Genomic DNA, 26748 nt, shown 5'->3' with positions numbered 1-26748 from the left:
TCAATAGGCTAAGGCATTACAGAACTGCGCATTACTAGCCACAATATAACTAAAATAGAGGTCGTCATGATGGCAGAATCCGTCACTAATAAACTCACAGATAAGCTTCAATTGCTTTTGGTTGAAGACGACCTCGATTTGGCCACTGCTGTTATTGATTACCTCGATTTAGAAGACATCCAGTGTGATCATGCAGCAAATGGTCTAGCTGGACTCAATCTAATTGAAACTAATCGCTATGACGCAGTAATTCTCGATCTCAACTTACCTAAAATGAATGGCTTGCATGTTTGTGAGAACTTGCGGGCACAGGGGATCGACACACCAGTATTGATGCTGACGGCGCGTGATACGCTTGATGATAAGCTGACAGGCTTTTCAAAAGGTGCCGATGACTACTTGATCAAACCATTTGCGATGGAAGAGTTGATTGTTCGAGCTCAAGTATTGGCAAAGCGGCGCAGTGGTCAGGTTAGCCGCTTATCGGTGAGTGATCTGGAGATCGACCTTAAACAGCATCAAGCTTATCGTGCGAACTCACCTCTCAAGCTTTCCCCAACTGCGCTCAAAATCTTAGAAGTTTTGATGCGATCTAGTCCTAATCCTGTTTCACGAGAGACGATCATGCAGGGCGTGTGGGGCGATGATCAACCAGACAGTAATAGCTTAAAAGTGCATATTTTCAATCTACGTAAACAAGTCGATGCTGAACAAGAGAACAAATTACTTCATACCATTGCGGGCAAAGGGTTTGCGATTAAGGAGCAACCAGAAGGATGAAGATTAGACCAAGCTTAAGAATCTATGTATTGCTGGCGATTTTGGTTACGGGCGTAACGACGATTCTGGTTCTATCAGCATTGAGTATAAATTACTTTATCTCAGGTATGGATGTCGCTATGCGTGGCTCTATGATTGCTCAAGCTCAGCAAGAGGTTGTGAAACCGGGCAAGCCTATGACCAATCAAGAGTTTACGGTTGCAACGCAATGGAGCGATTTACCACAAGGTATTCAAACTCATATTGAGCAGAGTAACGTTGAGTTAAATGTCATATCAAAAAAGGTTCTTGGTAAGTCAATCTTTGCACCGCCAAAAGAAGGTTACTTTGTTATGAAAGTGATGAAGGGAGCCGAAGCGCGTTACGTTTCTGCTGTGTTTAACCAAAAACAAGACCATTTCTTAGAAGACAAGGCACTGCCTCACTTTGTGACAATTTTCCTGACTGCGTTAGCCGCGATTGTCCTGTTTTTCGCGATTTTAGTTTTGATATTACGTAAAGTAGCATCGCCTGTTGAACAGCTAAAAAACTGGGCTAAGTCGTTAGACAAAGATAACCTCAATGAACCCACACCAGATTTTCACTTTAGTGAACTGAACACTTTGGCTAACATCATTCGTGATAGCTTGAGCTCTGTTCAAAACAGCTTAGAGCGGGAACAGAAGTTCTTGGGCTATGCGAGCCACGAATTACGTACCCCTATTGCTGTCACAAGAACCAACAGTGAACTGCTAGAGAAGCTGATTCAAAAGGGTAAGAGCCCAGAAAAGCAGCTTGAAGTGATAGACCGAATTAAGCGCGCGGGTTTCACCATGACAGACCTGACAGAAACTTTGTTGTGGCTCACCCGACAACAAGACAAAGACCTGCCTCTGGAAAACGTACATCTTGGCGAACTGTCGCAACAGATTACCCACGATTTAACCTATCTATTGAATGGAAAGGCGGTGGTTGTGAATCTTGAAAGCGACGACACTCAATGCCAGTTACCAGCTGGACTAACCCGAATCGTGCTGACCAATTTGATTCGCAATGCTTTCCAGCACACAGGAAGCGGTACCGTGGATATCGTTCAAGTGGGTTCAAAAGTCACCATTGTTAACAACAACACTGATGGTACGGTGGAAGATAATCATTTGGGCTTTGGTCTAGGGTTAGAGCTCACCGAAAAGCTGCTTGCGCAATATCAATGGCAGTACCATAACCAAGAGCTGGCTGGTGGCCGTGAAGTGTGGGTGGATTTCTCGTAATGCACTGGCGTGATCGTTTTAAGGTGTATTGGTATCACCGAAAGCAGACTAACCGCTCAAATGGCGACCAAGCCAAAGCTCTAGGTTGGACTAGTGAAGAGAGTCAATTGTGTCGCTTTGAAGTGATCGCTCGTTCGGCTGATTTCGAAAAGAAGAGTGTTTTAGATTTGGGTTGTGGCTATGGCGAGTTGTTTGAACTGCTCGACAGCATCTATCGAATTCAATCTTACACCGGTGTTGACCAACATGCAGGCTTTCTAAAAAAGGCTAAGCAGAATTACACAGAAGACCGTTGTCAGTTTTTGTCGGGAGACATGAGCAAAATGAGCCTTGAGGCGCATGACATTGTTATCGCCAGTGGTTCACTGAACTACATCTCTCGTGATCCTGACTATCTGACAAACATGATTACTCGTATGTTTGAGTTGGCGAATCAGACGGTGATTTTTAATCTTCTCAACTCAAGCCAATATCCTTCACGTAATACCTTGATGAGTTATCACCCTCAAGGTGTCTATCGTTTCTGTAAAACGCTCTGTGAGGATGTCTCTTTAATAGAGGGCTACGCAGAAGGGGATTTCACGATAGTGATGAACAAAGCCGTGTCTGGGGCTTGATGCCGTCTTTGTTTTTATCTTTACGCAGGTTTTGATATTAACGACTTTTAATACGAGTACTGACGTAGCAAACAGTAAAAAGCCGCAGGCCTTGAAAGGTATGCGGCTTTTTGGGTTCTATGACCAACCTAGGCTAGGTATGCTGCTAGTTCTTCGGTGGTTGGTTTTTAATGAGTCCGTAAGGGATGTTAGTAAACACCTTAGGGTTGCCTTCATAGGTTGGCGCTTCATTCACTTGCTGCCAATCGAGTAGCATGATTGCTAGCACGTTGCGGTGTTCACCATACTCAAGATCAAAATCACCAGTGATAGAAGGGATCATGCCTTGTTTCTCATCGATAGAAGCTTGAATCGCGAGCCGAGTTTTCTCGACAACTGGATCATCTTCTAAACCTGCCAGTAAGAAGGTTAATCCAACCTCAGCAATCACATCTTCTTTCGCACGCAGCAGAATCGTATCGATGTTTTCTCTGAAGTAGTCGTAGATCCATTGATGATCTTGCTCGCTCACTTGATGCTGATAGTACTCGGAATCGCCAAAGATGACGTGTGTCATGCCATAGAGTTTGTTGCCAAATTGCTGGCTTGAAAGCTTCTTATCTTCATCGTCTGGATACGCTTTCTTGAAGGTGTCGACGAACTCATCAACGACATCTTGTTCACCCAGTTGGCGCAGCCAGTAGACTTGATTGGCGAGTTGAGCCGCCCACGCTTTCACCATGTCTTCGTTGGTCACGTATCGCGAGAAGTCATAGCGACGGATGATCTCACGCAGTTTGGTATCATTCTGATGTTCTAGGCCGTATTCGTTGGCACGTGCCATTGAGCCAAGAAGATCAACACCAAGATAAAGGTATTCAGGCATGTGCTTGGTGATGTTGTAGCGTCGAACACTGCGCTCATCGTTATCGCCAACATAAGAAGCAACGCGCTTCTCTGAGTAGAGTACGATTTGTTCCATGGTATGAACGTCATTAGACAGGGTGCTGAGCTTACTTGCCACTCGTGCCATGTCACTCCATACCGCAGCAGAATATTTATCGTCTAATGTTTGGCGATACATACGCAAACCATAGTGACCCTCTTTGAAGGCTGGCAGGGTATAGAGTTGGCTTTCGTAGGTCGTACGAATGAGGTCTGCAGATTGTTTGAAAGATTGTTCATTAGAGTTAAGAGAATCTGCTTGGGTTTGAATACTCGGTACATTTGTCGCCAGAGCGTTCTCTTGTGCGTGAACAGCGACCGTAACTGAGGCCGATAATAATGTGCACAGTGTAATCGTTTTTAGCTTCATGTCGTGAGGTACCAAGCTGATTAATAGTCTATGTAAAATAACATCGATGAATCCTTTAATGTAAGGTTTGAGTCAATACAATGTAAGCTTTATAAGGTTCACTAACCCTTTTTGATTAAGCAATTAGTATAACCAATAGACCTGAAGTGATGAATGGCACAATATTTGATAGATAGTAGACGTTAGTATAGATTTTTAGTGACTTAGCGGCATACTGGAGCAATAAGCCAGAAATGAGCCGTTATAAGGCAGTATATAGAACAAAAGTGTTAGAGGTTCGTAAATGCCAAGTGGTTCTAGCAAGCAGTGGTCTGCCAAAGTAGTATCTTTTCTTTTTTTCCTAGCGATAGTAGGCGCGATTGAGTTCTTTCACGCCAAGCAATTAACTTTTCTTAAGAATGAATCGTATTCTGAGGGGAAAAAACAATTATCCATTATTCGTTCTCGGATCGAAGCCGCGATCGTGTCTGATATGTATATCCTCAACAATTTCTCTACCTTAGTGACCATCAACCCTGATGGTGAGGTGAAGAATTGGGACAAGATTGCTGAGAATATCATTCGAGATGGCTTCCATATTCGACTTATCGCACTGGCCAAAGACGATATTCTAAACTTTGTTTACCCAATGGAAGGCAATGAGCAGATTCTTGGTATTAATTATCGCGATTATCCGAACCAATGGGAGTCTGTTGAGATAGCCCGTAATCTCGGTAACACTGTTATTGCTGGGCCTTTTGAATTGTTTCAAGGTGGTCAAGCCCTCATTACGCGAACTCCGATCTTTCGAGACCCACCTTTTAATCAAGACTATTGGGGTGTATCCAGTGCTGTTATTGGCTTAGATGAGCTGTTTGACGATGTCGGAATTGGGAAAATCGAGAACAAGTACGAACTCGCGATTCGCGGTGCCAACAGTTCGGGTAAAGATGGCCCAGTCTTTTATGGCACCCAGGATGTGTTCGATAATGCGTTTGCCACCGAGCAGGTGAGCTTTCCTTACGGTGGTTGGTACCTTGCTCTCTCCGGTAATGAGCATGTATTGATGGACGTGCCTTGGTATCGAGTTCAAGCGGTAAGGCTGGTGGGTTACACCATAATGTTAGTACTAGCGATTGCCTTTATGACTATTTATCGCCTGTATCTAATTGCTGATAGCCGTTCTATGCATGATGAGCTTACGATGTTACCGAATCGTCGATACTTCATGTACAGCCTCAAGCAGGCATTTAAAACCACTCAAAAGCAGAGAGCGAGAACCTTTGCAGTTGTCAATATCGATCTGGATGGGTTTAAAGCGATCAACGACACGTTTGGTCATGCGGCCGGCGATCAGGTATTAGTTGAATGTGCTAAGCGTATAAAGAGTGAGTTGCGCGGCTCAGACATCGTGGCAAGGATAGGGGGGGATGAGTTCTTAGTCTTATTGCCACGCATCATCGATGACCAACATGTATCGTCGATTGTGGCTAAACTTCGTAAGGTGATATGTACGACACCAGTGGTCTACGAGACGTACTCAATTTATCTTCGAATCAGTGTTGGTTGGGTTATTCATAACAATAACTACGATGATGTCGATGCACTCTTGAAAGCGGCTGATGAAAAAATGTACGAACAGAAGCGGCAAGTTATGTAGGTTGAATTGGAGCTGTGATTAGAATTTAGTTGCTGAATGTGGGGAAAAGCCTCAGAATACCGCGCTTTGCTCCTTATCAATCTAATTGATGAGCGAAAGCTGTAGCAACGACTTCTTTCTGCGCGTTGCTCATACTAAATGTTATTCAACTGAGAAAATAATCTATGAGTTTTACCTCCCTGGGCCTTTCTGAACCGATCCTTAAAGCTATTGAAGCACAAGGTTACGATAAGCCATCACCAATACAAGAGAAAGCCGTACCTGCTGTCCTAACGGGCAAAGATGTTATGGCCGCTGCTCAAACAGGTACAGGTAAAACTGCAGGCTTCACGCTACCTATTCTTGAAATGTTGTCAAAAGGCCCTCGCGTACGTCAGAACCAAGTACGTGCGCTAGTGCTAACACCAACCCGTGAGCTTGCTGCGCAAGTGAATGGCAGCGTAGTGAAGTACGGTATTAACTTACCTCTTACTTCTACGGTGGTGTTTGGTGGTGTGAAAATTAACCCTCAGATGCAAAAACTGCGTAAAGGTAGTGATGTACTGGTAGCAACACCGGGTCGTCTACTTGACCTATACAACCAAAATGCTGTGCGTTTTGATCAACTAGAAATTCTAGTGCTAGATGAAGCTGACCGCATGCTAGACATGGGCTTCATTCGCGATATCCGTAAGATCTTGGCTTTTCTACCTAAGAAGCGCCAGAACCTACTGTTCTCTGCGACGTTCTCTGATGATATTCGTGGCTTGGCGAAAGGCTTAGTAAACAACCCAGTTGAAATCTCGGTAAGCCCTGCGAACTCAACAGCACCAACCGTTGAGCAAAGCATCTACCCAGTAGATAAAAAGAAAAAAAGCGCAATGCTAGCGAAGCTCATCAAAGATAATGATTGGCGACAAGTACTTGTGTTTAGCAAAACGAAACATGGCGCAAACAAGCTTTCACACTTCCTTGACGAGCAAGGCATCTCAGCGGCTCCTATTCATGGTAACAAGAGCCAAGGCGCGCGTACTAAAGCCCTAGAGAACTTCAAGACGGGTAAAGTCCGAGTATTAGTGGCGACAGATATTGCCGCGCGTGGTATCGATATTCCGCAACTGCCTCAAGTAGTGAATTTCGACCTTCCAAACGTATCAGAAGATTACGTTCACCGTATTGGTCGTACTGGCCGTGCTGGTGAAGTGGGTAAGGCAATTTCATTAGTTTGTGCTGATGAAGTGGGTGAACTGTTTGGTATCGAGCGCCTTATTCAGCAAGTGCTTGAGCGCCGCGAACTTGAAGGTTTTGCACCTGTAAACAAACTGCCTGAGTCTCGTTTGGATTCGCGTCCGATTAAGCCTAAGAAGCCGAAAAAGACACGTGAACACTCTGATGGTCAACGTTCTGGTGAGAATGCTCGCGGGCACAAACCAGCAGGTAAGAACAAGCGTCATGTCTCTGGTTCAGGTTCTGCTCCTAAGCGTAAGCCTAATGCGAACAAGCCTAATTCAGGCAACAAAGCTTCTGACAGCAACTCAACAGTTGCGGGTGATGATAAATCTTTAAGAAATAATGGCAGTAACTATAAGCGTGGCAATGCGGCAAACAAGCCTTCTACGAATAGTTCTGGTAAGCCAGCTGGTGCAGGTAAACCTAAGAAGTCTGGTTTCGGTGGTGGTAATGGCTCGAGCAAACCGTCGAACAAATCAGCAGGTAATAAGCCTACAGGTAACAAACCTTCACCATCTAGAAGCCGTTCTAAGCCTGCACCTCAGAAATAGTAGAGCTCTTTGGTAGACCGAAAGGTTGAGAAGGTAGCTTTGTAGCGGTTCAGCAACGAGAATTACTTTTTAAGAAGGTTCTCGTTTATTAGCGAATTTCTGCAATTTAACTCGAATAAGCGCGAATATTGAATTTCAATGTTCGCGTTTTTTTATGGGTATTATTTTGCGAATTAGAAGTGATTTCTTGGCCGTAAAAACGACTGAATCAAAAAGAAATACGCTATTGAGAGGAAAGGTAATGATTCGTTAATGATTTATTAATAACAACATAATCACTAGCGTTTTTGTGGATCTTTGCAATTTGCAATTCCAGTTTGCAAAACAAGCAGGGATTTACGGCCAATACGTGTTCAGATGCTTAGTAAATACGTGTTTTAAAAGTTGGCACGTATGCTGCATTAGTAATGGTGACCCTTCTTAAGCCGAGGGTCACCTAGCCAACTGACGTTGTTAGTGAACCCATATTGTTCACACAAAATATATGACCAATCACCTTTATTGTGGTTGGTTTTTTTTTGCCTGAATTTTGAGTTCTACTTGTTGGTTTTACTTTTTTACTCACCACACTTCGAGTAACAGCTTGGTTGACGAGGGCACTCTCCACCTCTGGAGCAGATAAGCCTAGCCTCTGTCTCAATCCCACGTTCAATCCAATTTATATTTAGAATCTTGGCTATTGTCGTGAGATCTTTCTTGATGTTACGCGGGATTACCACAGAGCCACCATTGTTGACGCATGACGCCTTAAGCTGCTCTGCTATATCTCTTGAATTACCGCCTTGAGCATCAATCGCTGGGTTTAAGTCTATACCAGCACACAACACACGATTGTTACCCGCAGGATCCGTCATATTGATGGATTCACAGCAATAGATTCTTGGCTCATCTCCCACATTTAAAATGGAGATCTGAGCTGAGCTACCTGCCTGAGGTTCTGACAATCGACGGAATACAGCCCAATGTTGACATGGGTCAGCGACCGTTCTCATATTCCCCCAAGGCAGTGGAATCCCGTTCCCGCGGTATACCGCCTTGAGCTTCCCCGGCCCATAAGCATCAAAGTAGTGCCAGTGAGGGTAGGGCGATACTACCGTCATTCTACGCATCGCAACAGAGGGGGAAACCCCCGCTCTCTTATGAACGTCTATTTCGTAACCTGTGCGGTCAAGCAGCTGTCTAAACGGGACTTTAGGGCACAGAAGTGCTCCTGCAAAGAAACTGGATTCAAAGTCTCGCCACGCTTGCAGAATGTCTTGAGAGTTCAGCTGTGAAGAGCCTGAAATCTGGTTGTCATCCCATGTGTTGTTGTTACCGACCGACAACACACTCTTTAACCCTTCTTTGCTATGCAGAATGCAATGGCCGATATAAACCGAGAGATCGTATTTCAGACGAGTGGGGTACTCTTTGAGAATTTCGTTTAAAAAGATCGTACCGGGAGGCTCAAAGAATGAAGTAACCAGTTGCTTGGCATTGATTCCTAGCTCGTCAACCACGTCCTGCGGCGTGCGCGTAACCCAGCGGATATTAATACCAAGGGTTCTAGCGATGTCTATAAGGTCTTCTACGCTCAGGTTAAGACGTTTTAGGCCAACCTCCTCTGCGGCGCGCTCAAGGTCAGGGAAGTGGTTCTGGTTGCTTTCTTGGTGTGCCCTAATCAAGAGGTGAGCAAACTGACGGCCAGAGATCCCCGTTTGTGACAGCATTTCAGGAATCGCAATCTGCAGGATGTCGTTGGAGAAAAGAAAGCTAGGCTCGAGTGCCATGCCACTTATCCCACCACGATTCCCTTTGTCAGGTGCAATGGCTTGTTGTTCTGATTCGTCGTCGAGGAACCACGTTGGGGTCTTCTGAAAAACCTGCGCAATCACTTCCAGCATGTCGATACTTGGCACACGCTTTCCGCGTTCAATCATTGAAAGGTAAGAAACGGAAGGTGCGTATTCTGGGTTGATTCGAATACAACGCGCAGACAGATCTTCCATCGTTAAATGGTTACGTTTTCTTAGGTTACGTATTTTCGTACCTAGGAAATGAGACTGACGAACTAAACTTTTTGACAAGGCCATATTTGTAAAATTCACATTGTAAAATTTTTGTTGTGAAATTGTATGTAAAAAAGCGCTAATCTACAAACTAAGCAATTCACAAAATGACAAATAAGTTAAACGTTAGTTTGGAATAATTGCTCTAGGACACATTTTTGCTGTAGAAATCGGTGGTTATCACCGGGCTAGTCAAGAGGGAAAGACTATGAATATGCTTACATTCGATAAAACAGAAATCCAAAAACAATCAAAACCATTTATCGCTGAAGCTGTCTTTGCCGTGGAGACAATCAGTGCCAACCAGCAAACAGAGAAGCAAGTGAAAGCAAAACAGCTGCTTGATCGACTGTTCCCACTAGAGAATGGTTCACATCAAGACGTAACCAGCTACGTAGTTGATTACCGCCATATCATGGCTTACTTTAAAGATGGTCAGCACAGCGGCCTAAAGCACCCTAAACAGTTTGTAGCGTACATGGGTGAGAAGAATGACCCAGACTCTATCTTGTTCCGAGATGGCAGTGGCAGTCACTTGGAAGTGATGTTTGGATGTCATAAAGGGACAGGGTGTATTGAATTGGTAGAGATCGATGATATTCAGTTAGAATCATGCACCACGTTCGGTCAATCGCCAGTGGAAGCAACCACCACAATGCGCGAAGAGACCATTGCAGCAATGCGCCACTGGATCAGCTTGATTCAAGGTGATGCAAAGGGCAAACCAAAGGCATGCAGCGAAGATAAAGAGTTCAGAGCAAAGAGTGGTGAAGATTACTGCCTGAATTATTGCTACCAGCTTTAGTCGTATGAAATAAGGTTTGGAACGCTGGAGGGTTTGACCCCAGTAAGTACTAAGCCGATACACATAGCCAACGAAAAAGCCCCAAAGATTAATGTACTAGTTAGTCTTTGGGGCTTTTTGTTGTTTTTTAAATGTGTATCAATTCGCGTTCACGGTTTCTCATTGAGCAGAACCAGCTGTGAAACCTTAAAGAGGCATGACTCGGTTGCGGCCAAGTGATTTCGCTTCGTAAAGTAACTTATCAGCTCGTTCGATCAGTGATTGCGCCGACTCTCCGGGCTCAAGTTCAGCGACACCAAACGATGCGGTGATACTACCGACTTGTTGACCACTGCGACGATCTTTAATAGACAGCTTTTCTAGAGAACGTCGATTAGTATCAGCGAGCTGACGAGCAATACGCAAAGACTTGTTTGGCACGATGAGTGCGAACTCTTCACCACCAAATCGATACGCAGAAATACCCTCACGGCAACTTAACTTCAGCTTGCGAGCTATCCCTTTAAGAACCATATCGCCAAACAAGTGGCCATAGGTGTCATTGAAATTTTTAAAATGATCGATGTCGAGAAGAATCAAACACAAAGATTCTTTTGCTTCACACAAGGTTTCTATATCACGGTCGAAAGAGCGACGGTTATAGAGTGTCGTTGTACTGTCAAAGAGCGCATCTTTCTGAACTTCTACAAGTTGGGTTTTAAGCTTGGAAATTTCTGATGTAGCAGAGTGCAGCTGAGAATTTAGAAACTGAGTAGAGTGACGAATATGACGAGACTCAGAAACCAGTTGACGAACCAACGACATGACTTCGTCGATCGATAAACTTTCATTATCAACACGAGCCAAATCCTCGAAGCTTTGATCGATCATGTCGGAGAAAGCGGAGGTATCGGTGAGAGTATCATTCATTGAATTCGAAACTTCAGAAACTAACAGTTCTAGGTTAGCGCGAAGATCGTTGATATTAGTTTCAGATTTGCTCGCAACGTAATTGTTGTAAAGCTGCTCACCAACGGCTGGAGGACAAATGCCGTAGTGTTCTAAAATACCATCCATGTCTTTAGTTAGCTGTGGGATAGCATTATCGACATAGGTGTACCAAAGTGCGTAATTTGCAGGTGTGGTAGACACTCTGTTCTTCATCATAAGAGGTACCGCTTTTTTTAGATTAGCGGTGGATTTCTGGAATTCGTCTTTTTTCATTATTTTTACTGCAGATACCAAACTAACTCAAGCCACTTGTGGACAAGGTTAGCGGATTTCGCAGGTCTTTGCTTTAAAAATTATATGATTAATCGATGAGGATTGGATAAATAACTCATTTTTATTATGAATATCGATTGCGTATTCATAAATGGTGTCTAATGGATTGTTATTTAACCATATTTTTGGTTATTCATTATGGAACATAGGTTAAGTTTTTTATTAAAACCTTAGTCTGGGAGAGAACTGTGATTTCAGAATCGATTGGAGAAGTAACGCAGAAATTTGAATCGAGAGAGGGAAAGGATGAAAACATTGATGAGCAGATACAAAAAAGCGCCGATAAAAATCAGCGCTTTAAAATTCTTTTTAGCTAAAAGCTAATTATTGAGCAACAACGTTTGCTGCTTGTAGGCCTTTTTGACCGTTTTCAACTTCGAAAGAAACCTTTTGGCCTTCTTTCAGAGTTTTGAAACCTTCTGAAGCGATTGCACGGAAGTGTACGAATACGTCAGCACCGCCGTTGTCTTGAGAAATGAAACCGAAACCTTTCTCTTCGTTAAACCATTTTACAGTGCCAGTATTTGTGTTAGACATAATTTGTCCCTTATTCATAAATTTTCTAAATTGTTGATTGCATTACTGCAATGCGCTGATAATTGAATTATTTAATGTTGCTAAGAAATAAGGAAAAACTACTTACAAAAACGGGTAACGATTTTACATGTCATTTTTTACTATTCATCTAACTTAAATAACTCCGGCTAACAGAGCGAGTGCATGTTAACACAGTCTTTCCGGTTGTACACTCATTGATTGAGAAATCAGCGAGTTTTTTTGTCATGTTGTGCTCGTTAACAAAACCACCTGAAATAGCTGGTGGTTTTATAAAATTACACGCCGTGACAAAGTAAAAAGGACGCCTAAGCCTCCTTTTCATCATTAGTATAGACGATATTATCGTTTGAAGTTGATATCTTCAGTTTTATCTAAATTAATTTTTGTTTTCGCTGGTTGAGTCTCTGCGATTACCTTGCCGTGGCGAATTGAGTACTGCACTGGTACTTGGCGGCGCACGGCATCAAAGCCATCGTCAGCAGGAAGAATTAGCAGGCTTCCTGGCTTACCTTCTTCAATACCGTAGTTGTCTTGGATGTTCAATGTACGAGCTGAGTTCTTGCTGATTAAATCAAGAGAGGTGTTAATTTGGTCGTAGCCCATAACTTGTGTTACGTGCAGTCCCATGTGCAGAACTTGAAGCATATTCGCTGTACCCAGCGGGTACCATGGGTCAAACACATCATCATGGCCGAAACACACATTGATATTAGCCGCTAGCATCTCTTTAACACGAGTCACACCACGACGTTTCGGGTAGTCGTCGAAACGGCCTTGTAAGTGGATGTTCACTAACGGGTTTGCCACGAAGTTAATGCCAGACATCTTTAATAGACGGAATAGGCGAGATGCGTAAGCACCATTGTAAGAACCCATTGCTGTAGTATGGCTTGCCGTTACCTTTTCACCCATGTCGAATTTGTGCGCAAGGGCTGCCAGTGTTTCAACGAAGCGAGATTGCTCGTCATCGATTTCATCACAGTGAACGTCGATCAGACAGTCGTACTTGCGAGCAAGCTCAAACGCATAGTGCAGAGATTCAATACCGTACTCACGAGTGAATTCGAAGTGAGGGATAGCACCAATAACGTCAGCACCAATTTTCACGGCTTCTTCAAGCAACTCTTTGCCGCTAGGGTATGAAAGAATACCTTCCTGAGGGAATGCAACGATCTGGATGTCGACCCACTCTTTCATCTCTTCACGAACTTCAACCATCGCGCGTAACGCAACTAACGTTGGATCAGATACGTCAACGTGAGTACGCACGTGTTGAACACCGTTAGCAATCTGCCATTTCAGTGTTTGTTTCGCACGAGACTTTACGTCTTCGATTGATAACAATTCTTTACGCTCAGCCCAACGCTCAATACCTTCAAACAAAGTACCAGAGATGTTCCAGTTAGGTTCTCCAGCCGTTTGCGTCGTATCTAGGTGAATATGCGGTTCACAGAAAGGAGAAACTGCAATGCCACCTTCAGCATCAAGGATGTCACCTTGATGATTGATTGGTGCGTCATTATCGAGAATGCGAGAAAATTGACCATTTTCAATCAGGATTTGTTTCAAGCCGTCTTGGTCTTGAAGCTTCGCGTTCTTGATTAATAAGGTTGTCATAGTGTGTCCTTAAGCGGCCTGAGATTTCAGAGCGTTTTTATTCAATAGAGGGTTAAGCACGAGGTAACTGATTGCACCACCAAACACGGCATTCAAAGGAACGATGCCAGGAAGGAAGTGACCGGCGGCTACGCCTGTTGCTACCGCGATAATGCCAGCCCAGTTAACGGTTTGGAACTCTGCTTTTGCAAAATCTTTGTAACGTTTACGGTTCGCAAAGAAGTCGGCGATGATTACGCCACCAATGGGTGGAATTGCCAGCGAAAGGAAGGTTAACCAGCCGACGAAGTTGTTGTACAACCAAAGCGCGAAAATCGTACCTACGATACCGTTAATGATAGACATTGTAGTACTTGAGCGACCTGTGATGTTAGATAAACCAAGACCTGACGCATAAAGTGCGTTTTCATTGGTTGTCCAGATGTTCAAGCCTAGAACGATGATGGCTGGAAGAAGTAGTCCTTGCGCAATCATCACATCTGAAATGTCAGAGAGACCCGTCGCTGCTGCACCTGCCGCGCCAAAGATAAACATCAGTGAGTTACCGATGAAGAATGCGACCATGGTAATTAACACTGCGCTCGCTGGCTTTTTACCAAAGCGAACGAAATCGGCAGTTAACGTACCCGCACTCACGAATGAACCGACAACCATTGCTAACGCCATTGAGAAGTCCATTGGTGTTTCCGGCTCAATCAGTTGTAGCTGTTCTAGCCCGCCAACACTGTCTACAGCAGTCAGTACTGAGTAACCACCCAGAATTGCAATGGCAGGAACCGCAATCGCTGAAAGCACCATGAGTGCTTTAATACCGAAGTACACCGTACCTGTCATCAACAATCCTGATACAACAATCAAGGTGTTGGTATCAATGCCCGTGGCTTTCTGCACCGGAATGGCAAACATGGCCACGCCCACACCAAACCAACCGACTTGTGTACCACCAAGTAAAGCAGAAGGAAGCCATGAGCCTTTAGTACCGAAAGAGAAACGAGCAAGGAGGTGAGTAGAGAGGCCAGTAGATGAGCCGATGTAGCCAAGAAAAGAAGTGTAAATACCGAGAATTAGGTTACCGATGAGTACGGCGAGGAAGAAATCGTTGAATGAAAGACCTGTCCCGAGTGAACCACCTGTCCACATACTTGCAGAGAAGAAAGTGAGTCCAAGCATTACCATGGTGAGTGAAGCGACTCCTTTCCTAGCCGATGTAGGAACCGGCCCAAGACTGTAGTTATTATCAGCAGCCATTTTTTACCTCCGCAAATGATCAAAATTAAATTTAACGGTCGCCGTATTGCAGGCAAACGTGCGCATTATGGTGATATAAATCACGTAGTCAATGCTAATTTTGTCAATAAAGGCGGCGTGGCATCAGTTGTTGAACTAAAAGTAATATAAAACATAAGGTTATGTTTTATATTTTTTTAATTAAAATAAATAGAAAACGTTTTCTATAACGCATCAGGTATCTGTTGTTCATAGTTGGCTATGAATATTGATTATTATATTTATGAATGGGTGTCTGTATATTGGGCGGGCGATGTTTCTTAAATGACAGGCAAAAAAATGGCCAATCGCAATATTCGCAATTGGCCTATATATATCGTGAACAACAAAGGTTCACTAACAACGTCAGTTGGCTAGGTGACCCTCGGCTTAAGAAGGGTCACTGTATATGTTGCAGTTAGTGTGCCAACTTTTAAAACGACGTAAAAGGGGTGTTTTATAGCAATTTGGTGCGTATTTAAGCTGATTTTTCGCGTTTTAAAATTGTAATTTCGCAAAATGAAAATGCATTGTGCGAATATGGATGGGTTGTCTAAGCTATGTAATAAGAACTATTTTGTATTTTATGCCGACAGCTAGTACTAGCTCGTCTTTGTTCTTCCCTAAAAAAGCCAGCATGCTTTAAGGGCATACTGGCTTTGTATTGATTTACTTGTTACTTAAGTTAGATTGAGTAAAAGAAGTACAACTGAGATTTCATTCGAATGATAATCCCGCGTATTACGTCTAGGAAGCCCATAAAGCCAATTGGCTTCTCACCGCTTACCCAAGCTAGTCCAACGGAGCCGACAGGAATATCGTAACCTTCCGCTTCGTCAATTTTTAAGCGAACAAAGTGGTGTTTGTTCTGGAGGTTTCTGCCTGTGGTAACGCGAACCTGTTCATCAATACCTAATAAGCTAGCTTGTGCCTCACCCGTCGCTTCAACAATGCCTTCTACGGTTGCAGAGAATATTTTCCCCGGGTATACCGCGGTCGAAAATTCTGCTGGCTGACCCACCTTAACATTGCGAATCGCTTGGTGATTGACTCGCATCAATACGTACTTCTCTTCGGTATACATCTGGATACGAGGCATCATCGAAACGCGCTGACCCTCACGAAGGATAAAGTTCGTTACAAAGCCGTCAGTCGGTGCAGTGACTTTGGTGCTGTTTAGATCCCATTGTGCTTGCGCCAGTGTTGCCTTAGAAGAATCAACCTCAGTTTGCTTCTTGCTCACATTGGTTTCAGCTTTGTGGATATTTAATTTCGCATTCTCGGCATCGACTTCTTTTTTACTGAGTTGTGACTCCAGCGTAGTGACATTGTGAGTTGCTAGGTCAACCTTTGCTGTTTGTTGGTCGATGTCAGTTTCTGTAATCGTATGTTCTACGACGCTGTTTTGTTTCTGGTACCGGTCAAGGGTCTTAGATTGCAGCACTAGATCTGTCTTTGCTGACTCTATCTGTGCAATAGATGTTTTGATGTCTTCTAGCGCCGACTGGTAGCTAATTTTAGCAATGCTGACTTCTTGGCGAGCTGTGTCTAAAGCGACTTTTGTTGACTCCAGTTGAACGCTTGCTTTGTCTCTCGCAATCACATATTTGGTGTCATCAATTTCGTAAAGAAGTTGCCCTTCAACCACATCTTGGTTTGGGCTGATGTGAACCTTGGTGGTTTTTCCTGTGACCGCTGTTGAGTCCGGACGTAATTGAATATGCGGAGATTGAACAACTGAACCGCCCGAGAGATCCATCGGCGTGAAGTTGATTAACCCAACCCATACGAACATTAACCAAGATGTACCACCTAAGTAAGCAAACGCTTTGGTGCCTTTGTTCCAAGGCATACCTACCAATCTCAATAAGTAAATGAACAGTGCCCAAATAGCTAAGCCTTCTAACATGCTGGGTTCTCCTCATTTTTATCACTGTGTTCTGGTTGAACGTCAGACTTTGTCGGCGCTTTCCAGGTGTCTCTCAGATTGATGATCGCTTTTTCCATATCAACAAAGGCCAAGATGACGGCGAGCACCCATACCCAGTGCCAGATAAAACCAATCCAAGTTAATGCGGTGATTAAGCCGAGTTGTTGGTGCTCTTTACTGTGAGCTTTATTGATTGGTAATTCATGCACACGCCAGAATCCGTAACATGCAGCAGCGATAGTTGCGATCAATACAACGCCTGCTACTACGTGTAGAGCGGTATCGGCGCCGGTTCCGACAAATGGGACACTTACTAAACTCATTGATAAACCCTAAGTTAAATGATGCACCGAGTGTGATGGGTGTAGGATTTACAAGTTGTAAATTTACTAATTACTTCGATAATGCTATTTATATGATTTGATCTGTCATTGGATTTATAAAGGACTGCCATTAGTGAGTAATTGTAACTTCTTAAGAGCGTTAGGGATTTTGGGAATCTATCGGCACGCCGTGACGAATCCTATGGTTAATGCGGACAGTTTGGGTATTCCGAAATCTGTATTTAATAATTCAATGAACCTTATTCCAGTTAGTGAAGTCGACAAATGGTTTGGCTTGTTGGAATTACAAACCAATGATCCGGATATCATTTTGAAATTGGCTGATCGAGTTGATATTGAAAGGTTAGGCCCGTTAGCTAATTGGTTTTTTTCTGGGCATGATCTTGCTTCGACGATCCGTAGAGTCAACATCGGACTTCATTGTTTGCAGTCGGGTGCTTTCTTATATGGTGCACAGGTAGGGACAATGATTAAATGGTGCTACGACAACCCTGCGTACTCGGAAGCGGGTAAAGTGCATGACTCGATAAGAGTCGCAATTTTCATTATGAAGATTTTACGTCGATATTTGGGTGATGATTTTAAACCCGTTGCGGTATCAATTGCGGGCCACCGAGATAACGTCGATCTTTACCAAGAGTATTTCGGTTGCACGATTCAGTGGGGGCAGCCGCGCACTGAAGTTTGGATCCCTAGTGAGTCGAGGTTATCCATCAATCAATCACCATCGAATAGTAAAACAAATCTGGCGATGAATTTTCATGACTTGGATAACTATCTCAACATGCCCGACGCAGAGGACGAGCACAAGGTGACCTACGAGATGATCAATTACAGTCGTCATTTTGGCCTGCCAACGCTGCATAAAGTTTCCAGTCTACTCGGTTTATCTGAACAGCAGTTCCAGCGAAAATTGCATAAAGCTGGCGTTAATTTCTCAACAATTATGGGTTATGCGTTAAGCAACGTGGCTGTAGAGCTCTTGGTGTATTCAGTGCCAGTGGAAGAAGTCGCGACGAGGTTAGGTTATACCAACGTTGCAAGCTTTAATCGGATGTTTAAGAAACATCGAGGTTTGACGCCCAAGCAATATATTGAGCGCTTAAAAAACGGTCTTTGAATGACTCGACTTGATTACCCTAGGCACTTACTGTTTTCTGATCTTGTAATTTTTGTACCAGTAGCCCGGATATAGGTACAGGTGGTGACGAGACATGTTTCATAGAGTATTTACTCACCAATGGTGGGTGTCCAATTTTATTTATATCGAGAATTACGACCTTAATGGAACTAAAATAAACACTGTGCAGAAAAAATACTGTAAATAAAGTGGCGTTTAAGAAAGTGAGTCATAATTTTCTATGATTTATTTAAATATTAAAAATCACCACTTCATTATCATTTTTTTAGTCACATGTAAGCAGTAAATATACGTAATGGCTATATGTTAATTTCGGTTTTTGTTTTTAATATATCTAATTTCTCTTGAAGAGAGTTACGGACAATATTGATACAGAATCGATATAAAGGGTGGTTGTGATTTCGTTCTAGGTAATAAATTGCATGATACGTTTTTTCAGGAGCTAAATCAGTTAGCCATGCAGGTTGTACGCAATTAATAGAGCTCGGACACATCGATGCTGAGAGCGTCTCTGTTATCGCTAGAATGTCTGAGTGCTCAGCGAGGCATGTTAAAACAGACATACTGGCAGACCGGTATTTGAAATCAAAAATCTCAGGATGTCGACGTTCAAGTATCGCGTTAAAGTTAGTCAGTCCAGGAACAAGAATCCCTCCTGTAGGATAATGGTTAAAGTGTTCTAATTTGAAATTGCCATGAGACCATGGGTGGCCTTTTCTCATGATAACAATGGGTCCACTGGAAGTTAGCTCAACGGAACGGATCGATTTCGGAGTGTCAATTGGGCCGAAATTCAACCCAATATGGACATCGCCATTTTGTATGTCGGTGAGTGTTCGATCTGTCCAGGTGGTAACATTCAGTTTTGCTTTTGGAAATGAGTTAAACACAACCGAGCTAGTTAATTCTGTAGCCATAGCTTCAAGGAATACACTTGATACTGCGATAGTGAGCTCACCATCGAATTCACTTGGATCTTCAAAAAGCTCTGAAAAGATCCGACTGTCTAACGCATCGAGTTGCTCATTTAAGCCCAAACCAATAGTATCTGCTCTATGGGTTGACTGAAATTGACCATTGGCTGAATAAAATAACTTGTCGCCAGTATAGTCACGTAATTTCGCTAATGTTTGGCTAACCGCCGATTGGCTAATACCCAATGCCGATGCAGCTAACTTAGTGCTTCTATGAATATAAATAGCATCAAACACGCGTAGATAATTTAGGTTCACCTGTTCATTATATTTTTTGTACATAATATTCCTAGCCTCTGCTTGAAATTATTAATTGATAGAATAAGTGATGCTTATTTTTCGTATAAGTAGCGTGGAAATAGTCATCTACATATAGTGGCATCATCTTCTTAAGTGTCAGTTTTGGTGTATACAATGAAAAATATTAAAACAGCTTCTCTTTCTTTAATAAGCACAGCATTAGTTTTAGCTTCAACTTCGGTATTTGCAGAGCAAAACTCTGAAAAAAACAGTCATGAGTATCATGATGCGGACCCTCGAAACAGCAGCATGAGAGCGGCGGTATTTTCAGACGATGAAGGAGAGCTCAAGCTCCTTGCTGGTGGTGGTGCTTCAGGGCTAACGAGTGATATATCCCAGACCGTTGGTTTTGCTGAATATTACACTCAGTCAGAGAATGCTCGATTGAGAGCCGCTCATTTTGATTCTTTTGGTGGTGTCTATGTTGACGTTTACCAACTAAAAGACGCCGCTAACATGTACACCACAGGCTATATGCTGCCTCTAGGCAGTGAAGATGGCACCTTGTTCTTCCCTTCGTTGAACTATACCTATGTCGACGGTGGTGATGCATACTCAACATTGAATGGACTAGGCGTGCCTCTACAGGGTAATGAAGAAGCTCACTTAGGCTCAGTTAACATGTACGCGCTACACCCTTGGAACGATACCCACTTCTCTGTGTTTAATATAAATCTTGGCTCATCATACGGTGGTGCTGAAATGCAGGTGGCTAATCTAATGTGGTTGCAAGGCATTAAAACTAAGGTTCAAGACAAAGACTTCAACATCATGTTTGAATTTAAATACGATGTGATTTCTATCCAAAATGAGCGCGGCATTGATGAAACTTCCGAAGAAGTGACTGCCTCTATTGGTATTGATTACCGCTTCTAACACTGAGAGTAAAACGCTGAACTCGAGAGTTCAGCGTTTGAAGTTACTGCGAGCAACATTAGAAAGTGATGTTAGCACCAATGAAGTGAATATGGCCGTCGAATGAACCCGTTACATCAACGTTGGTTCTTTCAATGTCAACAGTACCTAGGTCAGCAAATTCATAGAACATGTCGATACGTACGTCGTCCCAGTGCGTGCTAGCGCCCACAGAATAGCGGTATTGTTCGCCAACAGGTAAGTCAACCCATTGCTTGGTTGGGTCATCTTGTGGCGACGTCTCGTAAGAGAAGCCTGCTTTTAGAGCCCATTTTGCGTTTAGTTGGTAATCGGTACCGATGGCGAACTTCCAAACGTCGTCCCAGTCGCGGTCTACAGCTACTGGCGCGCTATCACTGCCATTGGCATAAAGTGGTGTTTCTGGGTAGTCACTCCATTTGTGCCACTGTACCGAGCCCAAAAGAGCTAATTGTGGATTGAGGTTGTAGCTACCACTTAGGTCGACGATAGTCGGGAATATTAGATCAGTACTTAAAGTGTTTAATCTATCAACATTTGAAGTAACATCCACATCAAATTCGTGTTCTAGTTTCGAGCGGTAACTTAAACCTACTGCCCAATCGTCTTCTTGGTACATTGCACCGGCGTTAAAGCCCCATGCAAAGTCGCCGTCTAGATCCGTTTCTAACGTAGAGGTTTTTGCTTCTAGGATACCGTAGTTAAGCTGAGCACCGATGCCGATAGACACTTTATCTGTCACTTTAAAGCTCAACGCAGGGTTGAATTGAACTGCTGTCACCAAGGCCTCGTCTAAACCAATAGCTCCTTCCCAGTCTGTCCCATACTCAACAGCTGTGCCACCAATAGAACCAAACATCAGGCCTAAGTGGACATCTTCGTTTAATTGAGTGACATGGAAAATACCGATAGATGGCATAACGGTATGTGCACTTGCATCTCCTTGGGCTTTGCCAAAGTTACCATTGTTTTGGTCTGGCGTATCGGTGTAATCCATATGCAGATCTAGAACCATGGCATTAACTGTCGTTTTGCTTTGACCCATGTGGGACATGGTTGCAGGGTTCGTATACGCAGCAGTAGCGGTCTCGGTATAAACGCCGTCGCCAGCGCCAGCGGCACCTGCATTTGCATAAGTCGCTTCTTGCATGAGTGTGCCACTAGCATTGGCTAGATTTGAAAAGATAAGTAAAGCGAGAGCCGTTTTTCTCATGGTGGTTTCCTGCAGGTTAGCTTTGAGGGCATGGATTAATAAACTGCAGATAGTGTAAGGAAGGACTGGTTGGAGATATTCAGTATTTTTTCTGTATTGAATCAATTCCAAGTATTGAAAGTTCCGAAAACAATGTGATTTCGAGAAGAGTACTAGCCAAAAGCCTTGTTCGCTGAAGGTGGAGTTTTCATTAAGTTAAGAAACCCAGCAGCCTATAGGGGGAAGGTTGCTGGGTTTCTGATGTGTTTTGTTATCGTGAATTAACTAATAAGTGCAGCGTAAAACAAGATAAATGAATGCTGAGAATAGAATCAATTGACTCTTTTCCCTATGCGTAACATCTATGAAATCACAAATCTTATGGAATTTATTCATAGTCTTACATGCTATATATGAAGTAAATCTGAGCTTTCATTCGGATAATGATGCCGCGAATGACGTTCAAGAAATTCAAGAATGGAATAGGCTTTTCTGCATTAACCCAAGCGAGCCCAACGGCACCCACTGGTATGTCATAGCCTTCAGGTTCGTTGATACGCAGACGCACAAAGTGGTGCTTGTTCATGACGTTCTTGCCTGTTGTGGCACGGACGTTTGTTTCACGAGCAAGCAAAGAACCTTGAGACTCACCTGTCGCTTCAACAATACCCTCTACGTGAGCGTTAAATACTTTCCCAGGATAAATCGCGGTAGCAAACTCAGCTTCTTGGCCTACTTTGATGTTTCTAAACGCTTGATGGTTAATTCGCATCAAGACGAATTTTTCGTCGCTGTACATTTTTAAGCGAGGTATTGTGCCAACAAACTGACCTTCACGTGCCATAAAGTTGGTTACATAACCATCCGTTGGTGCGTAGATTTTTGTTTGTGCCAAATCCCATTCTGACTGGGCTAGTGCTGCTCTTTTATTTTGAAGGTCAGCCTCTTTGCTCGTCATAGAAATTTGTGATTTTTCAATTAAATTTAGGTTCTTATTTGCCGTAATTTCAGACTTTTGATATTGAGATTCGATGATTGTTAACTGGTTCTTCGCAACTTCAACGGCTGTTCGCTGTTGGTCAAGAACGCTTTCGGTAATCGTACTTTTTACTCTTGCATTCTGGTCAACATAGCGCTTTAGCGTACGTTGCTTTAGCGTCAGATCTTGTTTTGCTGCTAATATCTGGTTCTTGATTATCTCAATGTCTTCAAGCGAAGCTTGGTAGTTTGTCTTTGCGATATTGATATCTTGTACAGCAGCTTTGTGGCCCATCTTAGCAATCGCTAGTTGTGCTTTTGCTTTGTCAACGGCATTAACGTATGAGTCATCGTCAAGCTCGTAAATTAATTGACCCTTTTTGATCTCACTATTCGGCGAGATATGAAGAGATTCAATATTCCCCGTGATTCGTGTTGAACCTGGTCTTAATTGAATATGCGGAGATTGCACGACAGAACCGCCAGATAGATCCATTGGTGCCCAAGTAATTAGGCCAACCCAAACAAATACAAGCCAGAACGAACCACCACCATAAGCAAAAATCTTAAATGGTTTGGTCCAAGGCATGCCTACAAGACGAAGCAAATAAATAAACAAAGCCCAAACAGCTAAACCTTCTAACATTGTTATTCTCCTGCCTTTGTCATTTGAGTCGGTGTAGTGTCATGCCAAATATGACGAATACGACGTATGCTTTGTTCTGTATCGATAAACGCAATGATTACAGCAAGCACCCAAACCCAGTGCCAGATAAATCCTATCCAGGTGAGTATGGTAACTAACCCCATCTGACCGTGCTTTTTCTTGTCTGCGTGGTGGATTGGCAATTCGTGAAATTTCCAAAATGCATAGAACGCTCCAACAATAGTACCGATGAGTACTACTGCTGCTACAACATGTAGGCCAATGTCGAAACCAGTGTCGACAAAAGGCATAGTTATTAAACTCATAAAGCTTCCTAAAGTGTGTAGTTAAAATTTGAGCCAGAGTTGTTTCACCGACCGTAGTGGTGAACGATTATCGTGATAGTACGTAGCTGGTTAAGAGATCGAATCAGTAAAAATACGGGTCATAACTTTTAGTAGAGGAAAACATGATCTGGAACGAATCTAAAAGGGGAGGTAGATTGAATGGAAGGCCAAAAATAAAGCCTGTCTCTGACGACAGGCTTAAGTAAGTTATCGTTCGAACAGGAACGGGTATTAGAATCGTTTAGAGATCACCGCGGTGAACGCGATAAATGCGATACCCATTAACATGACTTCGCCTTTGCCACTGTCAAAACCAGCCTTCACGCCCAAAAAAGCAACGATTGCGATTGCAAAAGGAATGACGTATTTAACCAAGCCGTACCAAAGGTTAAACAGAGGAAACGATATTTCACCGTTGTTAGTGATTTCATTTTCTAGATCTTTCTTGTTCAACCTCCAACCCGCAAAGATACAGATGAACATGCCACAAACGGCTAAGAAGATCTTGTCAGTCAACAGATCGAAGATATCGAATACACCAGTATCGAACAACTTAGGGCCAATACCACCAAGTGATAGCGACGAAAGGGTACACATACTGATCATCGTAATACTTGATATCAACACCGCTTTAAAGCGTGTCATCTGTTTTTCATCGATTAAGTATGAAACAGCAACTTCTAATAGAGATACTGAAGAAGTAAGCGCAGCCACGCTGAGACCAACGAAGAAAAGCAGTGCGAATAGTAAGCCGATCACGCCACCCATTTCTGCGAAGAGCTGTGGTACAACAACAAACACCAAGCCTGGGCCTGCCGCTGGCTCTATACCAAATGCAAACATTGCAGGGAACATTGCGATGCCAGCCAGTAGTGCAACACCGCTGTCCATGGCAACGACCATTGCTGTGGTTTGTACTAGGTTCTCTTTTTTCTTTAGGTAGCTACCGTATGTGATCATACAACCTGTTGCTAAGCTCAAAGAGAAGAAGGCTTGTCCGAGTGCAGCAAGTACTACGTTGCTGTCTACTTTAGAAAAGTCTGGACTAAACAAGAATGTTAGACCTGCACTTGAACCGGGTAGAGATAACCCTTTAACAGACACGATAACCAAGATCATGAACAGCATTGGCATCAGGATTTTACCTGCTTTTTCAATACCGCCTGAAATACCTTTCATCACAATAAGTACGTTTAGAATTAGGTATACACTCATCCACATTAATGGCTCTACAGGGGTCGAGATAAAACCACTAAAGCTATCTCCAATTAGCTCAGGAGTGCTGAGTAGGCCTGTCGCCACTTTGTAGATGTAAGCGATAGACCAGCCACCCACTACGGGGTAAAAGCCCATAATTAACAAGCCACTTACCACGCTGATAACGCCGGTAAATGTCCAGCGCCGGTCGGTTGCTTTAAATGCACCGACTGCTGATTTTTGTGTATGTCGACCGATAGCAAATTCCGTTAGCATGACACTAAAGCCAATGAAAATAACAAAGGCTAAGTAGATAAGAACGAAGGCGCCACCACCACTCTCACCTGCGGTATAGGGGAATTTCCAAATATTCCCAAGGCCAACAGCAGACCCTGCTGCTGCCATTACAAAGCCAAGCTTTGATCCCCATGTATCTCTTGATTGTGAAAGGTTACTTGCCACAACATCTCCGAAAGCGTTCTAAATAAAATGATTGAATTTGATTACGTTTTTATAGTTATGAGAGCAATGTGCAGTTGTTATGAACGCTGCACTGCTTCAAACCACCGCGCAGTGTAAGGGGCGAGAACGTGAAGCTAAACCGTAGAATTACGGTATAAGCGCGTGTTGGTTTTGCTAAGAGCCAACTTTTTATTAATGCCAAAGGAAGTACCAGTGGGCCGTATATTTTTGACAAACATAGACAAGCCCTAGGTAAATAATCAAGAAGCGAAGGCGAACGAGAATATATATGGATTTGTGATGGCTTTTATAAATTATAGAACCAATAGCGGTAGACATATATTTAGGGGGTAGGTTTGCTGATGTTCTAAATTAAATCCTGTCGTTGGCTTTATAAGCAGTAGTATTACGAAAATCATGCAAAAATGGTATGCATGATTTTCAGCAATTAGGAGTGAGACTTATGAGGGGGGAAAGGACTATTGGGCGATTCCAAGACCGTTGCGCAGTGCAAACTGGACAAGCTCGGTATTGTTTTCAAGCTCCAGTATATCGATCATTCGGTACTTATGTGACTCGATGGTTCGAGGGCTTAAAAACAATTTTTCTGCACATTGTTTTGCCGTAAAACCTTGAGCAAGCAGAGTGAGAACTGAGCATTGTTTAGGCGATAATAAGAGAAGTTTTTCACTTTCATTCGCATTCGTGGGTTGGTCTTGTTTTAAATTACGTACCATCGTTGAATGCTGCCAGTAGCAAAGCCAAATGTCACAAATTAGTTTTAGGCGTTTCATGTCTTGTTCTGTTAAAGGTTCTAAATCACTGGTGAACCTAGAGAAAGACAGTGCCCCCCAGTCTTGACCAAATAGCTTTAGAGGAATGATACCGTGCCAACGACCGCCTTCTGCATGTAAAGTCTGTATCACGGATATTTTATGGTTGCTCATTTCTTGATCATCAAAAGTAAGCCAACTTTTCTTTGTTCGAAGCTGCTTAAAATAATCTAAATAATTACCATTAATGAAGATTGTTTTCTTAAGTTCCGGGATGCCATCTCTCGATACTGTCGATACCTTACCATCATTGAGTATGATCATTGAGTTTGGGAAAAGTGTGACTCTGTCTATTTCAAACCAATCTAAGACTGACTGCGCTATTTTTCGCCAAGTCACATCAAAGTCTTTAGGTGGCGAACCAATTAGCGCATCGGATTGCTCTGTCACCAAATCCTCAAAAGACATATCAGCAGTATTTTTCATCGTAAATAATCAACCTCAACAGTAATATTACTATGTATAAGCTAGCTTTTTATCGGACTGCAAGTCAAATGTTAAACCATATAATCGAATAATATTACCTATGTTCGATATATCAGTATTCTTTGAATCAGTAATACTACTGATTACCAATTCCTCAGTTTCTTAAATAATAGCTCACGGAAAGAAA

General features: G+C 43.0%; 23 protein-coding genes. 9 read left to right on the top strand and 14 right to left on the bottom strand.

Annotation, left to right across the window (positions count from 1 at the left end; all coding sequences use genetic code 11):
- Nucleotides 1-69 precede the first annotated feature (69 nt).
- Genes AC3CH4_RS16495 through AC3CH4_RS16485 form a run of 3 tightly spaced genes read left to right on the top strand, consistent with a single transcriptional unit; the run spans nucleotide 70 to nucleotide 2647 of the window.
- Nucleotides 70-780, top strand: a complete 711-nt coding sequence (locus AC3CH4_RS16495) for a response regulator transcription factor (protein ID WP_114635777.1) — start codon at nucleotides 70-72, stop codon at nucleotides 778-780.
- The gene (locus AC3CH4_RS16490; RefSeq protein WP_488544056.1) at nucleotides 777-2030 is read left to right on the top strand and encodes a sensor histidine kinase; all 1254 of its coding nucleotides are present in this window, start codon (nucleotides 777-779) and stop codon (nucleotides 2028-2030) included. Before AC3CH4_RS16495 ends, AC3CH4_RS16490 begins: the two co-directional genes overlap by 4 nt.
- Nucleotides 2030-2647, top strand: a complete 618-nt coding sequence (locus AC3CH4_RS16485; RefSeq protein WP_428783024.1) for a class I SAM-dependent methyltransferase — start codon at nucleotides 2030-2032, stop codon at nucleotides 2645-2647. Before AC3CH4_RS16490 ends, AC3CH4_RS16485 begins: the two co-directional genes overlap by 1 nt.
- Nucleotides 2648-2792: 145 nt before the next feature.
- Here AC3CH4_RS16485 and AC3CH4_RS16480 read toward each other — a convergent pair whose 3' ends face one another.
- Entirely contained in the window at nucleotides 2793-3941 is a 1149-nt protein-coding gene (locus AC3CH4_RS16480; RefSeq protein WP_488544055.1) for a DUF3541 domain-containing protein, read from the bottom strand.
- Between the two features lie 283 nt (nucleotides 3942-4224).
- Between AC3CH4_RS16480 and AC3CH4_RS16475 the strand changes: the two genes are divergently transcribed.
- Nucleotides 4225-5580, top strand: coding sequence for a diguanylate cyclase (locus AC3CH4_RS16475; RefSeq protein WP_488544054.1), 1356 nt, complete (start codon nucleotides 4225-4227; stop codon nucleotides 5578-5580).
- Between the two features lie 164 nt (nucleotides 5581-5744).
- Nucleotides 5745-7340, top strand: coding sequence for a DEAD/DEAH box helicase (locus AC3CH4_RS16470; protein ID WP_017079614.1), 1596 nt, complete (start codon nucleotides 5745-5747; stop codon nucleotides 7338-7340).
- 557 nt (nucleotides 7341-7897) lie between these two features.
- Here the strand turns inward: AC3CH4_RS16470 and AC3CH4_RS16465 are convergent.
- Nucleotides 7898-9427, bottom strand: a complete 1530-nt coding sequence (locus AC3CH4_RS16465) for a DUF3612 domain-containing protein (RefSeq protein WP_488527441.1) — start codon at nucleotides 9425-9427, stop codon at nucleotides 7898-7900.
- A 169-nt stretch (nucleotides 9428-9596) separates the two neighbouring features.
- Between AC3CH4_RS16465 and AC3CH4_RS16460 the strand changes: the two genes are divergently transcribed.
- On the top strand, nucleotides 9597-10193 hold the full coding sequence (locus AC3CH4_RS16460; RefSeq protein ID WP_054547138.1) for an aldolase/citrate lyase/malate synthase family protein: 597 nt from the start codon (nucleotides 9597-9599) through the stop codon (nucleotides 10191-10193).
- A gap of 186 nt (nucleotides 10194-10379) precedes the next feature.
- On the opposite strand, the gene AC3CH4_RS16455 is transcribed toward AC3CH4_RS16460, so the two are convergent.
- Entirely contained in the window at nucleotides 10380-11396 is a 1017-nt protein-coding gene (locus AC3CH4_RS16455; RefSeq protein WP_102501515.1) for a GGDEF domain-containing protein, read from the bottom strand.
- Nucleotides 11397-11644: 248 nt separating this feature from the next.
- On the opposite strand from AC3CH4_RS16455, the gene AC3CH4_RS16450 reads away from it, so the two are divergent.
- The gene (locus AC3CH4_RS16450; protein ID WP_301338411.1) at nucleotides 11645-11773 is read left to right on the top strand and encodes a hypothetical protein; all 129 of its coding nucleotides are present in this window, start codon (nucleotides 11645-11647) and stop codon (nucleotides 11771-11773) included.
- Nucleotides 11774-11780: 7 nt separating this feature from the next.
- On the opposite strand, the gene cspE is transcribed toward AC3CH4_RS16450, so the two are convergent.
- From cspE to AC3CH4_RS16425, 5 genes are all read right to left on the bottom strand, one after another.
- Nucleotides 11781-11993: a transcription antiterminator/RNA stability regulator CspE gene (gene cspE, locus AC3CH4_RS16445; protein ID WP_004730009.1), complete on the bottom strand. Its 213-nt coding sequence runs from the start codon at nucleotides 11991-11993 to the stop codon at nucleotides 11781-11783.
- A gap of 360 nt (nucleotides 11994-12353) precedes the next feature.
- The gene (locus AC3CH4_RS16440) at nucleotides 12354-13631 is read right to left on the bottom strand and encodes a cytosine deaminase (RefSeq protein ID WP_488544053.1); all 1278 of its coding nucleotides are present in this window, start codon (nucleotides 13629-13631) and stop codon (nucleotides 12354-12356) included.
- Between the two features lie 9 nt (nucleotides 13632-13640).
- Nucleotides 13641-14879 carry a cytosine permease gene (gene codB, locus AC3CH4_RS16435; RefSeq protein WP_032545837.1) on the bottom strand — a complete coding sequence of 413 codons (1239 nt, stop codon included), beginning with the start codon at nucleotides 14877-14879 and terminating at the stop codon, nucleotides 13641-13643.
- A gap of 703 nt (nucleotides 14880-15582) precedes the next feature.
- Entirely contained in the window at nucleotides 15583-16806 is a 1224-nt protein-coding gene (locus AC3CH4_RS16430; protein ID WP_114635582.1) for an HlyD family secretion protein, read from the bottom strand.
- A complete protein-coding gene (locus AC3CH4_RS16425; RefSeq protein WP_108208668.1) occupies nucleotides 16800-17150 on the bottom strand; it encodes an MFS transporter in 351 nt (116 codons plus the stop codon). Before AC3CH4_RS16425 ends, AC3CH4_RS16430 begins: the two co-directional genes overlap by 7 nt.
- 133 nt (nucleotides 17151-17283) lie before the next feature.
- Here AC3CH4_RS16425 and AC3CH4_RS16420 point away from each other — a divergent pair, with 133 nt between their 5' ends.
- Nucleotides 17284-18291: an AraC family transcriptional regulator gene (locus AC3CH4_RS16420; protein WP_488544052.1), complete on the top strand. Its 1008-nt coding sequence runs from the start codon at nucleotides 17284-17286 to the stop codon at nucleotides 18289-18291.
- Between the two features lie 320 nt (nucleotides 18292-18611).
- Here AC3CH4_RS16420 and AC3CH4_RS16415 read toward each other — a convergent pair whose 3' ends face one another.
- Nucleotides 18612-19568, bottom strand: a complete 957-nt coding sequence (locus AC3CH4_RS16415) for a LysR family transcriptional regulator (protein WP_488544051.1) — start codon at nucleotides 19566-19568, stop codon at nucleotides 18612-18614.
- A 132-nt stretch (nucleotides 19569-19700) separates the two neighbouring features.
- Here AC3CH4_RS16415 and AC3CH4_RS16410 point away from each other — a divergent pair, with 132 nt between their 5' ends.
- The gene (locus AC3CH4_RS16410) at nucleotides 19701-20462 is read left to right on the top strand and encodes a hypothetical protein (protein ID WP_488544050.1); all 762 of its coding nucleotides are present in this window, start codon (nucleotides 19701-19703) and stop codon (nucleotides 20460-20462) included.
- Nucleotides 20463-20520: 58 nt separating this feature from the next.
- On the opposite strand, the gene AC3CH4_RS16405 is transcribed toward AC3CH4_RS16410, so the two are convergent.
- From AC3CH4_RS16405 to AC3CH4_RS16385, 5 genes are all read right to left on the bottom strand, one after another.
- The gene (locus tag AC3CH4_RS16405) at nucleotides 20521-21693 is read right to left on the bottom strand and encodes an OmpP1/FadL family transporter (protein WP_488544049.1); all 1173 of its coding nucleotides are present in this window, start codon (nucleotides 21691-21693) and stop codon (nucleotides 20521-20523) included.
- A gap of 379 nt (nucleotides 21694-22072) precedes the next feature.
- Nucleotides 22073-23296 (bottom strand): HlyD family secretion protein, encoded by a 1224-nt coding sequence (locus AC3CH4_RS16400; RefSeq protein WP_488544048.1) that lies wholly within the window; start codon nucleotides 23294-23296, stop codon nucleotides 22073-22075.
- A gap of 2 nt (nucleotides 23297-23298) precedes the next feature.
- Nucleotides 23299-23622 (bottom strand): MFS transporter, encoded by a 324-nt coding sequence (locus tag AC3CH4_RS16395; protein ID WP_488544047.1) that lies wholly within the window; start codon nucleotides 23620-23622, stop codon nucleotides 23299-23301.
- A 252-nt stretch (nucleotides 23623-23874) separates the two neighbouring features.
- The gene (locus AC3CH4_RS16390) at nucleotides 23875-25302 is read right to left on the bottom strand and encodes a sodium-dependent transporter (protein ID WP_488544046.1); all 1428 of its coding nucleotides are present in this window, start codon (nucleotides 25300-25302) and stop codon (nucleotides 23875-23877) included.
- Between the two features lie 479 nt (nucleotides 25303-25781).
- Nucleotides 25782-26561, bottom strand: a complete 780-nt coding sequence (locus AC3CH4_RS16385; protein ID WP_065205855.1) for a response regulator transcription factor — start codon at nucleotides 26559-26561, stop codon at nucleotides 25782-25784.
- Nucleotides 26562-26748: the final 187 nt, after the last annotated feature.

This window comes from Vibrio sp. QJM3NY_26 (assembly GCF_057786005.1).
Note: the sequence above shows the minus strand (reverse complement) of the source record. Positions and strands in the feature narration are given on the sequence as shown.

Bases quoted from the DNA above. Each gene is read 5' to 3' on its own strand.
- AC3CH4_RS16495 (WP_114635777.1), top strand. From the start codon at position 70: ATGGCAGAATCCGTCACTAATAAACTCACAGATAAGCTTCAATTGCTT.
- AC3CH4_RS16490 (WP_488544056.1), top strand. From the start codon at position 777: ATGAAGATTAGACCAAGCTTAAGAATCTATGTATTGCTGGCGATTTTG.
- AC3CH4_RS16485 (WP_428783024.1), top strand. From the start codon at position 2,030: ATGCACTGGCGTGATCGTTTTAAGGTGTATTGGTATCACCGAAAGCAG.
- AC3CH4_RS16480 (WP_488544055.1), bottom strand. From the start codon at position 3,941: ATGAAGCTAAAAACGATTACACTGTGCACATTATTATCGGCCTCAGTT.
- AC3CH4_RS16475 (WP_488544054.1), top strand. From the start codon at position 4,225: ATGCCAAGTGGTTCTAGCAAGCAGTGGTCTGCCAAAGTAGTATCTTTT.
- AC3CH4_RS16470 (WP_017079614.1), top strand. From the start codon at position 5,745: ATGAGTTTTACCTCCCTGGGCCTTTCTGAACCGATCCTTAAAGCTATT.
- AC3CH4_RS16460 (WP_054547138.1), top strand. From the start codon at position 9,597: ATGAATATGCTTACATTCGATAAAACAGAAATCCAAAAACAATCAAAA.
- AC3CH4_RS16455 (WP_102501515.1), bottom strand. From the start codon at position 11,396: ATGAAAAAAGACGAATTCCAGAAATCCACCGCTAATCTAAAAAAAGCG.
- cspE (WP_004730009.1), bottom strand. From the start codon at position 11,993: ATGTCTAACACAAATACTGGCACTGTAAAATGGTTTAACGAAGAGAAA.
- AC3CH4_RS16440 (WP_488544053.1), bottom strand. From the start codon at position 13,631: ATGACAACCTTATTAATCAAGAACGCGAAGCTTCAAGACCAAGACGGC.
- codB (WP_032545837.1), bottom strand. From the start codon at position 14,879: ATGGCTGCTGATAATAACTACAGTCTTGGGCCGGTTCCTACATCGGCT.
- AC3CH4_RS16430 (WP_114635582.1), bottom strand. From the start codon at position 16,806: ATGTTAGAAGGCTTAGCTATTTGGGCACTGTTCATTTACTTATTGAGA.
- AC3CH4_RS16425 (WP_108208668.1), bottom strand. From the start codon at position 17,150: ATGAGTTTAGTAAGTGTCCCATTTGTCGGAACCGGCGCCGATACCGCT.
- AC3CH4_RS16415 (WP_488544051.1), bottom strand. From the start codon at position 19,568: ATGTACAAAAAATATAATGAACAGGTGAACCTAAATTATCTACGCGTG.
- AC3CH4_RS16410 (WP_488544050.1), top strand. From the start codon at position 19,701: ATGAAAAATATTAAAACAGCTTCTCTTTCTTTAATAAGCACAGCATTA.
- AC3CH4_RS16405 (WP_488544049.1), bottom strand. From the start codon at position 21,693: ATGAGAAAAACGGCTCTCGCTTTACTTATCTTTTCAAATCTAGCCAAT.
- AC3CH4_RS16400 (WP_488544048.1), bottom strand. From the start codon at position 23,296: ATGTTAGAAGGTTTAGCTGTTTGGGCTTTGTTTATTTATTTGCTTCGT.
- AC3CH4_RS16395 (WP_488544047.1), bottom strand. From the start codon at position 23,622: ATGAGTTTAATAACTATGCCTTTTGTCGACACTGGTTTCGACATTGGC.
- AC3CH4_RS16385 (WP_065205855.1), bottom strand. From the start codon at position 26,561: ATGAAAAATACTGCTGATATGTCTTTTGAGGATTTGGTGACAGAGCAA.